This is a genomic window from Asticcacaulis sp. AC402 (genome assembly GCF_000495835.1).
In the GTDB taxonomy this organism is placed as follows: Bacteria; Pseudomonadota; Alphaproteobacteria; order Caulobacterales; family Caulobacteraceae; genus Asticcacaulis.
Map to the genome: position 1 here is coordinate 1 of NZ_AWGC01000030.1, position 13,392 is coordinate 13,392.

A 13,392-nucleotide genomic window follows, 5' to 3' on the forward strand; every position below is an offset into this window, starting at 1 on the left:
AGCGTAGTTTTGATGGAATCAAAACTACGCTCTAAGTTTTTGTTTTGTCGCGCAATTTCTCCGAAAAGTGGTGGCCACTTTATCGGATTGCGCTTTGGCGCTCAAGCGCCCGGCGTGTTTTCAACACGCCAACTCATCGCCATGGACCAGACGGTGGGCGCCTCGCATGGGCTCGGGCGGCCAAGAAGCGTCTCTGGCGCCCTTGCCAAGTCACGGAGAGTCGTGATTTGGAGAAGCCTGAAAGGGTAAAACCATGAAACTCGCCCGCATCGACATTGACGAAGCCAGCCTGTCGGCCCCGACCGATCAGATAGAGCACGAGCGCAAGGTCGCCATGTTTGACCTTGTCGAGCGCAACAGCTTCACACCGGACGGCGCGGCCGAGGCCGGGTCGGAAGGGCCTTTCGACCTGCGCCTGGCGTTCGAGGACAATCGTCTGGTTTTTGACATCGCGGGCCCTGGCTTTACGCGCAAGATCATGCTGTCCATGTCGCCGTTCAAGACCATGATGCGCGACTACCAGATGATCTGCGAGAGCTATTACGAGGCGCTGAAAAACGCTACGCCGGCGCAGATCGAGTCGATCGACATGGGCCGCCGTGGCGTCCACAACGAAGGCGCCGAACTGCTGACCGAGCGACTGAAGGGCAAGATCGAGATCGACCACGAAACCTCGCGGCGATTGTTCACGCTGATCAACGCCCTGCATCTGCGTCTGTAGCATTTTTACCTCTCCCCGTTCACGGGGAGAGGACGAGAGCCGAGCGAAGCGTGGGCGATCGGGTGAGGGGCCTTTTGAAGACGATCGAGCAGCGGACATTACCGTTGCTTCTCACCCTAACCTCCCCCCGGCCTCGCCGGCAGGCAGAAGAACGGGGAGAGGGGATTCTGACGGCGCCCTTGATCGGCAAAAATTTCCTATCCTTATGATTTTCTTACCATTTTGTCATTTATCTCGCGTTCATCAACGCGGCTGAAACACGGCCAAAACCGGACGTTCGAACACATAAAGGGCGTCCGCATGTTCATCTCGCCATAGTTGGACGAAAATACCCTGAAAAGACCCGTAAATGGCCCCACGGTGGCCTGCTCCAGACGCCATATTAGGTCTCAGGCGGTGACATGATCGCTGCCGCTAAAAGACTATGGAGCACATACAATGAAGACCCTTCTTATCGCGACCACCGCTGCTGCCCTGGCCCTTTCGGGCGCCGTCGCTGCCAATGCCCAGGATGTGGGCCAAGTTTACGGCTCGGTCGGCTACCAAGGCACCCAGAACGACACCACCGACACCAATGTCAACGGGATCAATGCCCGTATCGGCACCAGGCTTACCCCGTATTTCGGCATCGAAGGCGAAGCCGCTTTAGGCACCGATAGCGACAAGGGCCCAGGCGGCGAATACAAGCTGACGAACAAGGTGGCCGCCTACGGCGTCGGTTTCCTTCCCGTATCGCCGCGCTTTGACCTCATCGGTCGTGTGGGTGTCTCCGACACCGACCTGAAGGCGCCGGCCGCTGCCGGCAAGCTGGAACAGGGGACGGCTCTGGAGTATGGCGTCGGCGCCCAGTATCACTTCGACAACGACCTTGCCCTGCGCGCCGACTACACCAAGGCCGACTTTAACGGCGACAAGGGTGAAGCCGGGACAACCTCTGTCAGCCTGATCAAGAAGTTCTAAACTTCCGAAAGCTGCGTTAACGCGCCCCTTGCTTTGCAGCGAGGGGCGTTTTGTTGAGTACCTGCCTTCCTCGCGTCTTCGCGTGAAAGTCATTTCTTTCCCGAACACGATCTTCCGGTCTGTTGCCATCGTAGCGTGGTCCTGGCCCCAGTTGTTTCATACGAAGGCGCGAAGACGCGAAGAATGGCAAGGCTAGGCGGGGTTTGGGGCTAAACTAAACGCTTTCCCTTTTAGGGCTTTCGGTATAAACGGGCGCACTCACGACATACGCCACCTTGAGTCCCGTAGTGGAACCGGCGCGTCGTCCACTAATCTGAGGGCCGAATGGCAAAAGAAGAACTCCTTGAGTTTCCGGGTACGGTCGTCGAACTGCTCCCCAATGCGACGTTTCGCGTCAAGCTGGAAGAGAGCGGCCATGAGATTATCGCCCACACGGCAGGCAAGATGCGCAAGAACCGCATCCGTGTCCTGGCCGGCGACCGTATCCTGGTCGAAATGACGCCCTATGATCTGACCAAGGGCCGCATTACCTATCGCTTCAAATAATCCGGGGCCGGTCATGGCCGATAGAGCCCTGTTGGTTCTGGCAAGCGCAAGCCCGCGCCGACGCGATCTGCTGGCCCAGCTTGGCATCGTTCCCGACATCATAGCTGCTGCCGATCTCGATGAGGCGCCCCTTAAAGACGAAACACCGCGTCTCCTGGCCCTGCGTCTGGCCCAGGAAAAGGCCCGCGCTGTCGCTTTGAGTCACGCAGGTTTCGTCCTGGCCGCCGATACGGTGGTCTGTATGGGACGCCGCGTCCTCGATAAGGCCAATGGCAACCAGGATGTGGTTCGCAGCCTGGAACTTCTGTCCGGGCGTGGCCACCGCATCTATACCGGCATTGCCGTCATCGCGCCGTCAGGCAGGTTGTCGTCGCGTGTTGTTGAGACCCGCGTGACCTTTAAAGTGTTAACCAACGCCGAAATCGCTACCTACGCGGCCTCGGGCGAGGGGCTGGGCAAGGCCGGCGGTTACGGTATCCAGGGGCGGGCAGGGGGCTTCGTCACCCACCTCGTCGGCAGTTTCACCGCGGTTGTCGGTCTGCCCCTTTACGAGACCCGTTGCCTGCTCGAGGGCGCGGGTTTCAAATGCTAGATCCGGCCGTGCTGACCCTGCATTACGAGGCCCGTTTTGGCCTGGCGCGTGGGGCGGTCTACTGGCAAGGCAAGCCGCATCTCTTTGCCCAGGGCTACGAGTACGATCCGTCCCTGGCTGTGTTGGGGACGCTGTCGGTTGCCCGGTTGCGTAGCCGCTCCGGCGCGATAGCGTTCCTGAAGCTCGCCGACGGCACGGATGCCGTGCTGGAGGGCCCTCCAGAAATACTGGCCAAGGTCAACGAAGGTGCGGCCGTCGAGGTCGAGATCATCGCCGAGGCACGCGTCCGCGGAGCCAAGCTCGCGCGGGCACGTTTTATCGCCGTGGCGACCGGCGATCCCCGCCGTCTGTCGCGCGTGCTGAGTCTAAAAGACCGCTTGCTTGAACGGGCGCACAGCCTGGTCGGCGACATGCCGGTCCAGGAGCTAAGTGATCGCAACGCGATCGACGAAGCTCAGGATGAAGCCAATGTCCCCTCCGGCAACCTGCCAGGCGGAGGCTATCTTTCTGTCGAATCGACCCGCGCCCTTATTGCCTGTGACGTCGATACAGCCGGATCCGAAGCTGTGATGTCGCCGTCTGGCATCCACGCCCGGGTCTGCAACGAAGCCGCGATTCGCGATCTGCCGCGCCGGTTGCGCCTGGCCGGCCTGTCAGGCCTGGTGGTGGTCGACCTGATCGGCAAGCGCCATGACGGGGACCGATTACGTACCCTGCTGACACAGGGCTTCGCCGCCGAAGCATCGCGTATCGTCATAGCGCCCATGGGCAAGTTCGGCACGCTGGAATTCGTCCGGCCATGGGGGGCCTGCCCAGTTGGTGACGACATTAATCCCGTCACCAAGGCACTATGTAGTCTGGGGCAGGCCATCCGGCTGTCGGACCAGGACCGGGGCCGTACGATCGTTATCCGCCACACCGCTGGCATAATTGACATCCTTCGTCCCTTGATCGTCGGCGCGCTGGATCCGCTGGCGCCGATGTTGCGCCTGGAAGTATCTGCCCAACCCGAGGTTATCGCCCTGTGACTGTCCGCCACTGTGCCCGCTGCCGTAAAGCTTACGGCGAATCCGTTGAAGGCGTCATCAATGCCGCCCCCAGCTACGCTCCCTTCTGTTCGAAAAGGTGCGCCGATGTCGACCTGGTTCATTGGTTGAAAGGCGAGTATATTATTGGCGACGACGGCGATCTCAGCCTCGCCGAGAATGCGCCGGACCCGGCGGCGTCAGCGCTGCGTGCAGGCGAAGAAGAACCCTGAAAAACTGCACTTTCCGACTTGCCAAGCGCAAACGGCTCGCCTATAGACCTGCCTCCCCGAGGCGACGCGCAGTCTCGCGTGGGCCTTTGTGACGGGCCTGGATAGCTCAGTTGGTAGAGCAGCGGATTGAAAATCCGCGTGTCGCTGGTTCGATTCCGGCTCCAGGCACCATCCTTCGCAAACAAAGCGCAGCCAAGCATACCTTCCAGAAGCAGGTATGGCGTAAACGGGGGTGCTGATCTTTCGCTGGTGGCTTCGTAGTGTTAACAGCGTTATGGCACACCAGTTCTGCACGTCATTGCTGCGCGTCCGGAAAAACACTCCTTAGTTCCGCGTCCCGAATAGAAACGCCTGTGAAATCTGTTACGTCGCCGGCTTCGTAAACAATCGTCCGCTTTCGGACAGTTCATTGTTAAGGCGCATATGTTAGCGGTCCCAACGACTCGTTTGAGGCCACCACCCATATGGTTGTGTCGCCAACCCAAAATTCGCGTGTGAAGGGGTGCGGCTGAGATTTTCCCAGACAGCGCAAACTTTTTTTTCACAGTGCGCCGTCTTGAACCATTTTGCGTGCGTAATGAATAACTCTCGGACAGATATGGATTTTTAATTCACGCTTTTCTAAGCCTTTAGCGTTAGGCAGGAACGGACCATGAAAAGTCTGCAACAGACACCTTGACGTTTAAGGCTTTGCTGGATCATTTAGCTCCAAACCGATTTGATGGGGGCCGCAAGCCGTTAACAAATCGGTCGCCTTTTGAACCAAAATGGTTCATAGTGGCAGGGTTTGTGCTCTGGCCATGGCGTGATACGGACCGTCAGACTTCTGTACGTGCCCGCGCTCAGACACGAGGGAAATGCTTAGGGGTTCGGGTCATCCGAAGTTCCAGGCGGTTCTTAGTTTTCAACACGGGGTAACGCTTCCCCCCTTTAGTCCTTGGTCAGCCCCCCTCCGGGTACCGTCCATAATCAGGAATTGGCGAAAAATGCTCGAACACAAAAATTCTAATCCGTTTATCGCTCTGCTGGGCGCTGCCGCGCTTCTGATGAGCGTCCCCGCAATGGCTGTTGCGGCCCCGGCTCCTGCCGCCGCCACTTCGGAAGCTGCCCCGGCCCCCGCAACGCCGGCACCGGCCGCAGCTGAGGAAAGCACCGAAAAGGCCGACGCTGGTCATGGCTCTGGTGGCCTCACCTTTGTTGGCATGTTTAATCAGGCCACCATTGTCGTTAAGGTCGTCATGATCATGCTGATCCTGATGTCTCTCTTCTCGTGGATCCTGCTGATCATGAAGATGATGGATTTCGGATCGCTGAACCGCGTCACCACCAACTTCCTTGAAGCCTATCGTGGCGCCCGCTCCATCGCCGACATCAACCGTATCGCGGTTTCGGACGAGTTCGCCGGCAACCCGCTTGCCGACATGGCCGCTGTTGGCACCGAAGAAGTCCAATTGTCCAAGCAAGCCGGCCTGCAGGTTTCGGGCGAACATCGTGACTCGACGCTTGCCCGCGCCGAAGCGTCGATCCATGCCGTTCAGGCTGGGCTGGCAAAGCGTCTGGGCGGTGGCCTGTCTTTCCTGGCCTCGACCGGTTCGACCTCGCCGTTTATCGGTCTGTTCGGTACCGTTTACGGCATCATGAACTCCTTCATCGGTATCGCCAACTCGAACACGACCAACCTGGCCGTCGTCGCTCCGGGTATCGCTGAAGCTCTGATGGCTACCGGTATCGGCCTGATCGCCGCTATTCCGGCCGTTGTCATGTACAACATCTTCAACAACTCGATCTCCAACTACGGCATCCGTTCGGAACAATTCGTCTCCGAACTGATGAACTCGCTGTCGCGTCAGCTCGACAAGGGGGCGTAAGCACCATGGGAGCTAAGCTATCAGGTGGTGGCGGCGGCTCGAAACTGCATGTCGAAGCGAACGCGGAAATCAACGTTACCCCGTTCGTGGACGTTATGCTGGTTCTACTCATTATCTTCATGGTGGCGGCTCCGCTCGCCACTGTGTCGAAAGAGGTAGTACTGCCCAAGGCTGTCGCCAAACCGCAGCCTTCGCCGCCCAAGCCGATCTATATTACGCTTCAAAAGAGCGGGGACTTGTTCATTGGTGACTTCTCGACCTCGCTCGATACTTTGGGCGAAGACATGAAAAGAGCCGTTGGCGCCCGGGACCCGGATCAGGAGCGTATCTACATCCGCTGCGACCAGAAAACCCGTTATGCTGACTTCATGAAAGTCATGAACAAGCTGCAGGACAACGGCTACTACTCCGTCGCGCTCGTCGGCGAAGATGACACACAGTAGAGGGTCTTAATCATATGGTTGACGAAACACCCATTAGAAAACGGGACCCTATCCTCGATGACGCACCCCAGGGCAACAAGACGTCCTTCTGGGTGGGTGTCGGGGTCGCTGTGGCCCTCCACGTTGGTATCGGGTTTTACTTCCTTCGTGCGAAGTTTGAGATTCCGGAACACAGCTTCACGGACGAGAAGGTGAATGTCGATCTGGTGGCACCGCCACCACCGCCACCGCCGCCTCCGCCTCCGCCGCCGCCGCCGCCCAACGCGCCGCCACCGCCTGTGGTCCAGCCGCGTGAGACGCCGCCGACGGACATTGCTCCGCCACCACCGATCCCGGTTCCTCCTGTGCCTCAAACCAAGCGGCAGGAGTATACCGCACCGCCGGCGCAGATGAACACTGGCACCCCGCCACCCGTGGCGCCTCCGGGACCGCGTTACGTGGCTGGTGACTGGAGTATTCCAGGTTCCAATGAGATGTCCGACGCCTATCCGGAGCGGGCTCTTGATGACGAAGTTATGGGTGAAGTCACGATCGACTGTGCCATCAACGCGGCTGGTAAGGTGACGTCCTGTGACATCATCAAGGAAACCCCGAAAGGCTATGGTTTCGGTGCTGCGACGGTGAGGCTCTTCATCCGTTACGCCAAGGTCAAGCCAGCTTCGGTGGGCGGTGAACTTAAAGACGGGGACCGGAAGAAGTTCCTCTACAAGTGGCAACTCTAAGACTCCTACGTCACTGTACGTTTACGAACACCCCGAAGGCGACTTCGGGGTGTTTTCTTTTGTTCGGGCCTTATGCCGTAAGGGTTTTCTACATTTGCCCAAAGAACGCGACGAGCGTATCCTGATACAGTAAAGCCATAGTCATCGTGCTTGGCCGGGCCGGCCAGGAAACGAAATCCGCAGGATAAAACCCTGCAGGATGCCAAATGGCGCTTGCCGAAAAGTCTGTATCTGAAAGGACCAAGCATCATGGAAGCCGTTCAAACCCTTCATTCAACTGTTTTTGACGGCACGCCAAGCCGTAAACTGAGATCATCGTTTTGGATTGCCTTGTCTGTAGCTGCTGCACTACACGGCATCTTGGCCGCCTATATGATTAACCAAAAATTTTCCATGGTTGTTCCAGAAAGCAATCCCGGGACGGTCACGACAGTGACTTTCGAGCGGCCCAAGCCCAAGGACGTGCCCAGGCCCGTCAAGCCGGCTACCCCGCCGGCGCCAACGCCTCTTACAATCCGTGAACCAGAAGCCCCGGCGCCCGATTCGGTCGAAACGACGCCAATCGCGCCACTCAAGGGGCCCGATAACGTCGCAGAACCGATGCCACCCGTCATTGTGTCAACACCTGGCAATGGGCCGGCGGCAGCGCCCGTACCTGCGTCCTATGTCGCAGCGCGCTGGACCCGCTTTCCCGACAGCACAGCCCTGATGAACTACTATCCTTCGCGGGCGGAAGCCGACGAGGTTGTCGGCGAGGCGCTTCTGGAATGCACCGTGGCCGACGCAAGGGGCCGTGTCAGTTGCATCGTGCTGTCGGAGAACCCAAGGGGTTACGGCTTCGGTAAGGCGACCGCCACCATGGTCGAGAAGGAGGGCCGCGTCGATACCAGCCAGGGCGACGTCCCCGTGGGCTCGAAGCTTCGCACGCTTGTCAAATGGACCCTGAATTGATCCCAACAGGCTTCCGCGCTATACGCCGCCGTGACACGCCTAACGTCTTTCAGGATGTCTTTTTTGTTTTCGGCAGGCTAAGGTGTTGTCAAACTTTCCGGTGAGAGGGACAAAAACCATGCGGAACCTGTTGAAAAAGACTGTCGCCATTGCCGTCCTGGCAGCCGCCGGCGGCGCCCTGAACGGCTGCACCACCAATGACACTCTCGGCCGCTCGCAACTCATCCTGGTCGATGAATCGGCGATGCAACAGGCGGCCGCCGCCGCCTGGCAGGCGCAGCTCAAGTCGGCCAAGATCTCCAAAGATTCGGCCATGAATGCTCGCGTCCAGAAGGTCGGCGCCCGTATTGTGGCGGCGGCCGGCATGGGCGGTCAGCCGTGGGAGTATGTCGTATTCGAAAACGATCAGCCCAACGCCTTTGTGTTGCCGGGCAACAAGGTCGGGGTCAATAGTGGCCTGTTCAAGGCCGCAAAAAACGACGACCAACTGGCGGCCGTACTGGGTCATGAAACCGGCCATGTCATCGCCCGCCACGCCGCGGAGCGGGCCTCCCAGAATGCCGCTACCCAGGTGGGGCTCCAGGTGGTGACCGGTGTCACCAAGGGCAACGTGCAGAAGGCCGTTTCCAACTACGGCGGTCTCGGCGCTCAATTGGGCATTCTGCTGCCCTATTCGCGAAAGCACGAATCCGAGGCTGATTTTATCGGTGTCGATCTGATGGCCAAGGCCGGTTACAAGCCGTCGGAATCTGTTGCCCTGTGGCAGAACATGGCGGCCTTGGGGGGCAATAAGCCGCCGGAGTTCATGTCGACCCACCCGTCCGACACGACGCGCATAAAGGGACTAAAGGACTATATCGCGTCGAAGGGCTATAAATAGCGTCGGACTGACTTTAACGACGGGATGCGTCGGAGCGAGGTTTTCGACCTTTTCCCAACCTTCGACGACCTTGGCTCATCGCGGGTTGGCAGGCGCGCCAAAGGACGCTTCCGGCGCGCCCGAGCTTTTGCGAGGAGCCACGCGGCGTTTGAGCCGAAAAAAAGCGAATACCAAGAGTCATTCTTTATGACGCTTGGTATTAGCCCTTGATCATCGGGACATCCCGCGTTAGATACGCCGTCCTTACGATGGATATGCCGCCTTAGCTCACTTGGTAGAGCGCCAGATTGTGGCTCTGGAGGTAGCCGGTTCGAAACCAGCAGGCGGTACCATCGCGAGTTTTTCTAGTCCGGCCCATATGCCGTATGGTCGTTACCGGCGGAATCGCTTAGGGCCGGTGCATGACGCACTCCGCGAAATCCTTGATCGTTATTGGTGGCGGTATCGTCGGTCTGACCCTGGCCGTCGCATCGACGGTGCGCGGGTATCAGGTTACGGTTGTCACCTGCGACACCGATGAGCACACCGCTTCGGGTGTGGCCGCCGGCATGGTCGCTCCGGCCCTGGAGGCATTAAACGATGCTGATCCAGCCGAGAGCTTTCGCCGCCTGAGGCTAGCCCAGGCCTGCTGGCACGACTCGGCGCTGCGGCCTTCATCAACGGGATTTGGCCCTGCGCCTGTCGATCTGGCGCTGCCGGTTTTGACGTCTGCGCCTACCTGGTTTGTCTGGCCCGAATCGGGGACGGAGTCCTCCGGCGATCGCCTGCGCGCCCTGGGGGCGGAGCTGGCGGCCATGACCGCTGTCGAGCAGCGCCAAACGGGATTAGCGCCTGGCATGGCGGGCGTACGGGTCTTCGGCGATTGGGTTATGCCGTCTTTGTGGATGCTGAAAACGCTGCGCGACCTGATGACGGGCGCAGGCGGGCGTGTCGTCGCCGGCCAAATCCAGGGCCTTGACGCTAAAAGCGTACGACTGCGCGATGGCGGGTGGTTGCGCGCCGATCAGGTTGTGGTCACTGCGGGTTATGGCAGCCATGACTTGCGCCGGCAGGTTCCCTGTTTGAAGGCTCTGGCGCCAATCCGCGGCGTGCTCCTCGACCTGCCTCCGCAGGGCTGGATCGGCGTTATACGGTCATCGTCCGGTTATCTGGCGTCACTGTCCGCCGGTGCCCGCTTCGGAGCCACAATGGAAAGCGGCCGCGACGACCTGAGGATCGAGCCAGATGTCGTCGAAGCGCTGAAGGCGAGGGCGCACGTCCTCTTTCCGCACTTGGATTTAGACGCCGCTCGTCCGCTTGTAGCCCTCCGTGCGTCTTCGCCTGACACCTGGCCGATGATCGGTCGCGACACCGAATCAGGCGTCTATGTCGCTACGGCAATGCGCCGTAACGGCTACATTTTCGCTCCGCTCGCAGCATCGTTGATCCTCGAGATGCTGGCGGGCGAAACTCCGGCGGAAGCCCAGCTCTACGACCCCAACCGGTTTTAAAGCGATGTTAACCACGCATGCGGCAATATTTGCCCATTCTTAAGGCTATCCTGGCTTAAGGTTGTATCGTCATGCGTTTATTCACCCAGGCCCCGAGTCAAGGCCAGTTCCTGTCTAACATGGCCGACAATGTCGGGCGCACCGTGCATCGCGGGGCGGACGGCGTCATGGGGTCGCTACAGCGCGCGGCGAATGCCACGGGGGTCAATTTCGATTACCTGCTGCGAACCGCCCAGCGCGAAAGTTCGCTGAACCCCAGGGCAAAAGCACCGACCTCTTCGGCCGCCGGCCTGTTCCAGTTCATCGAGCAGACCTGGTTGGGCACTCTGAAATCGGCCGGCGCCAAGCACGGGTACGGCGCCTATGCCGACCAGATTTCACGCGCCCGCGATGGCCGCTTTCACGTCAACAGCCCGACCGCGCGGCGCGAAATCCTCAACCTGCGCTACGACTCCGATGCAGCGGCTGTTATGGGGGCAGAACTGACGGCTGGGCATGCCGCCTACCTGAAGGGCAGGATCGGACGCGATGCCAACCAGGGTGAGCTCTATATGGCGCATTTCCTTGGGCCCGAGGGCGCAGCCAACCTGATTAGTGCCAGCCAGAGCCGGCCGGCCGCGTCGGCTGCAGCCCTGTTTCCGGCGGCAGCGCGCGCCAATCCGACCATCTTCTACAGCCACGGCCGCGCCCGGACAGTAACCGAGGTCATGGCCAATCTGACCAAAACGGGTGGCAATGCGCCCATGCCGATGGGAGAGGTGGCGCCCCAGATGGACACCGAACGGGTAACGATTGCGCGTTGGGACAAGGTCCAGGCGGATCAGGCGATCATCAACCTGGTCTTTGGCGGCCAGGACGGCCAGGCGGGAATGCTGTTCAACACCCAGCTGATGTCGGCGTTCGGGCCTGAGAAGCAAGACGTGCGCGACCGCCGCGACGGCGTCGACAGCTACGACAAGGGCCTGGGTAAGGCATTTGGTCTTGGAGGCAACGACATGGGTTGAGGCAGAAGGTGTGGCGGCCAAGACCTTCCCGGCGAGCCGTGAAGTTCGTGGGTGTCGTGGTTAATCCCTTAAACCGCTGCCAGGGCGCGCGCCAGGCTCTCGCGGTTCTGCGGCAACAGCAGCGGACGAACGCCGAGCGCCTGAAGATCATCGACCTGATCTCCAGCTGGTACGAGCGCCAGGATGTTCAGATGCGCTGTCTTTTGGGTGGCGCGCAGGCTGTCGAGGAAGGTCTCCAGTCGTAGGCGGCTTTCGGGTTCGTCCAGGTTTTCGAACGCCCCCGTGCTGATCAGGCAGGCATCGACGGGTGCCTTGCGCGCCAGGGCGACGGCCCTTTCACGGGAAGTCGAGGTCAGACACTTATGGCCCATCCGTTCCAGCGAATCGCGCAACTGCGCCGCTCGCAGCGAGTCGTTCGACAGGAGCAGGACGCGCAGGCTGTGGTCGCCGGCGTCTTCGATGACGTCCTGTGACGCTTCCGAAGCTGCCGGCGTCGTCGCGGCCTTGTCAAAGGGCAGGTCGAGCCAGAACTTGGAGCCGACATCGGGCGTACTTTGCCCGCCGATACGACCGCCCATCAGCCCCGCCAGGGACCGCGAGAGGCTCAGGCCCAGGCCGGCGCCGGGATGGCCTGACGACGTCCGATGGATGCGGTTGTGCGGCTGGAAGGCCTGCGCCAGTTCGTCGTCGCTGAGGCCGGGGCCGGAATCAACGACTTCAAGGCGCAGAAAGTCGTCGGCCGGCATGACCTTGATCTCGACCCGGCCCTGCTGGGTATAGAGCAGGGCGTTGGACACCAGGTGCGACAACACCTGTTCGACGCGGTACGCATCACCGATGGCCGCACCCTGATCGGGCAGGCCCTGGCTGTTATAGGTAAAGCCCAATTCCTTGCCCTGGGCGATGTGGCTGAAGTGCGCGATAACCTTTTGGCACAGCAGGTCGATATCGAGCGGCACGGCCTCTACCGCGATCCCGCCGGCGGCGGCGACATCGTTGTCGAATGTGGTGACAAGTATGGATTGCAGGTGCCCTACCTCAGTCAAGGCGGCTTCGACGTAATGGCGAGGCGCGGGCGCACGGCTCAGGTGCGTCAGGCTTTGTGCGAGGTTTTGCTCCAGGCCTTTGAGAGAGGTCTGAACCTCACGCTGGAGCGTTTCCATCAAGGCCAGGCGCGCTTCCTTGACGTCGTCGGTAGCCGCGCGCGCCGCTTCGCGTTCGGCGGCGATTTCGTCCTGGCGGAGTTGCAACAGGTAGTTCTCGCGCATGTGACGGTTGAGGACGACGCCCATGGCCAGGGCCAGGACAAGGCCGCCGGTCATCAACTGGCTCGTTTCCGGGGCTTCGTGAAGCATCTGCAAGGCCAGGATCGGGCCGGAAATGGCGACGGGGCCAAGGATAAGCAGGTGCAGGAGCACGGGAGCGGAGAAGAAGATGATACCGACCGCGGCGCCGGCGCAGACCATCAGGAACATCTGGGCCCCCGGGCCGGCAGTGGCGGCCGACAGGGCAATAATCGTCAGGCTGATGGCCCAGACGCCGCCACCGGCGCCCTGGCGCCACAGGCGCGCGCGTGCGAGTTTGCGACGTTGTTCGAGACTGTCGGGTTCAATGGCCTGGCGCGTCTCCGCCTGGCCTTTCAGCACCATGAAGGCGGTCCAATTGACGACAAACAGAATCAGGTAGCTGGCCAGCAGCCAGGTCGACAGGCTCAGTTGGGCGCTCCAGACGAACACAGGCAGGCCGATGCCGAAAAAGCCCATGACGTAGGGCGACAACCTGGACTGGGCGCGCAGGGCGAAGTCGGTGACGACAACGTCCTGTCCAGAAGCCGGAATGTGAGAGGCGGGAGTGGGGAGTCGGCTGCGCATGGCGCCACCCTAGCAAAGACAGATTGCCACCCGGTTACTTCACGGTGAAGTGACGATGAAATGCGCAACCAAACCGGCTATTTTTA

15 protein-coding genes and 2 tRNA genes are annotated in these 13,392 nt (G+C 60.3%); 16 read left to right on the top strand and 1 reads right to left on the bottom strand.

The window, feature by feature from the left end; translation table 11 throughout:
* From ABAC402_RS40975 to ABAC402_RS36010, 16 genes are all read left to right on the top strand, one after another.
* On the top strand, positions 1 to 249 hold a 249-nt coding region (locus ABAC402_RS40975; protein WP_235079995.1), incomplete at its 5' end, for a hypothetical protein.
* Positions 250 to 253: 4 nt separating this feature from the next.
* On the top strand, positions 254 to 721 hold the full coding sequence (locus tag ABAC402_RS35940; protein WP_023450733.1) for a UPF0262 family protein: 468 nt from the start codon (positions 254 to 256) through the stop codon (positions 719 to 721).
* Positions 722 to 1,159: 438 nt separating this feature from the next.
* Positions 1,160 to 1,681: a porin family protein gene (locus ABAC402_RS35945; protein ID WP_023450734.1), complete on the top strand. Its 522-nt coding sequence runs from the start codon at positions 1,160 to 1,162 to the stop codon at positions 1,679 to 1,681.
* Between the two features lie 324 nt (positions 1,682 to 2,005).
* Positions 2,006 to 2,227, top strand: a complete 222-nt coding sequence (infA, locus tag ABAC402_RS35950; protein WP_023450735.1) for a translation initiation factor IF-1 — start codon at positions 2,006 to 2,008, stop codon at positions 2,225 to 2,227.
* A gap of 13 nt (positions 2,228 to 2,240) precedes the next feature.
* A complete protein-coding gene (locus ABAC402_RS35955) occupies positions 2,241 to 2,819 on the top strand; it encodes a nucleoside triphosphate pyrophosphatase (RefSeq protein ID WP_023450736.1) in 579 nt (192 codons plus the stop codon).
* Positions 2,813 to 3,847, top strand: coding sequence for a ribonuclease E/G (locus ABAC402_RS35960; RefSeq protein WP_023450737.1), 1,035 nt, complete (start codon positions 2,813 to 2,815; stop codon positions 3,845 to 3,847). The genes ABAC402_RS35955 and ABAC402_RS35960 overlap by 7 nt, the downstream gene beginning before the upstream one ends.
* A gap of 56 nt (positions 3,848 to 3,903) precedes the next feature.
* Positions 3,904 to 4,077 carry a DNA gyrase inhibitor YacG gene (gene yacG / locus ABAC402_RS35965; RefSeq protein ID WP_235079997.1) on the top strand — a complete coding sequence of 58 codons (174 nt, stop codon included), beginning with the start codon at positions 3,904 to 3,906 and terminating at the stop codon, positions 4,075 to 4,077.
* Positions 4,078 to 4,172: 95 nt separating this feature from the next.
* A tRNA-Phe gene (locus ABAC402_RS35970) sits at positions 4,173 to 4,248 on the top strand.
* Positions 4,249 to 5,063: 815 nt separating this feature from the next.
* The gene (locus ABAC402_RS35975; RefSeq protein ID WP_023450739.1) at positions 5,064 to 5,945 is read left to right on the top strand and encodes a MotA/TolQ/ExbB proton channel family protein; all 882 of its coding nucleotides are present in this window, start codon (positions 5,064 to 5,066) and stop codon (positions 5,943 to 5,945) included.
* A 5-nt stretch (positions 5,946 to 5,950) separates the two neighbouring features.
* Positions 5,951 to 6,388, top strand: coding sequence for a biopolymer transporter ExbD (locus ABAC402_RS35980; protein WP_023450740.1), 438 nt, complete (start codon positions 5,951 to 5,953; stop codon positions 6,386 to 6,388).
* 14 nt (positions 6,389 to 6,402) lie between these two features.
* Positions 6,403 to 7,110: an energy transducer TonB gene (locus ABAC402_RS41150; RefSeq protein WP_023450741.1), complete on the top strand. Its 708-nt coding sequence runs from the start codon at positions 6,403 to 6,405 to the stop codon at positions 7,108 to 7,110.
* A gap of 393 nt (positions 7,111 to 7,503) precedes the next feature.
* Entirely contained in the window at positions 7,504 to 8,061 is a 558-nt protein-coding gene (locus ABAC402_RS39450; RefSeq protein WP_052025364.1) for a hypothetical protein, read from the top strand.
* Positions 8,062 to 8,179: 118 nt separating this feature from the next.
* A complete protein-coding gene (locus ABAC402_RS35995; protein ID WP_023450743.1) occupies positions 8,180 to 8,941 on the top strand; it encodes a M48 family metallopeptidase in 762 nt (253 codons plus the stop codon).
* A gap of 256 nt (positions 8,942 to 9,197) precedes the next feature.
* A tRNA-His gene (locus ABAC402_RS36000) sits at positions 9,198 to 9,273 on the top strand.
* Between the two features lie 69 nt (positions 9,274 to 9,342).
* A complete protein-coding gene (locus ABAC402_RS36005) occupies positions 9,343 to 10,431 on the top strand; it encodes an FAD-binding oxidoreductase (protein WP_023450744.1) in 1,089 nt (362 codons plus the stop codon).
* 71 nt (positions 10,432 to 10,502) lie between these two features.
* Positions 10,503 to 11,435, top strand: a complete 933-nt coding sequence (locus ABAC402_RS36010; protein ID WP_023450745.1) for a transglycosylase SLT domain-containing protein — start codon at positions 10,503 to 10,505, stop codon at positions 11,433 to 11,435.
* 68 nt (positions 11,436 to 11,503) lie between these two features.
* Here ABAC402_RS36010 and ABAC402_RS36015 read toward each other — a convergent pair whose 3' ends face one another.
* A complete protein-coding gene (locus tag ABAC402_RS36015; RefSeq protein WP_023450746.1) occupies positions 11,504 to 13,306 on the bottom strand; it encodes an ATP-binding protein in 1,803 nt (600 codons plus the stop codon).
* Positions 13,307 to 13,392: the final 86 nt, after the last annotated feature.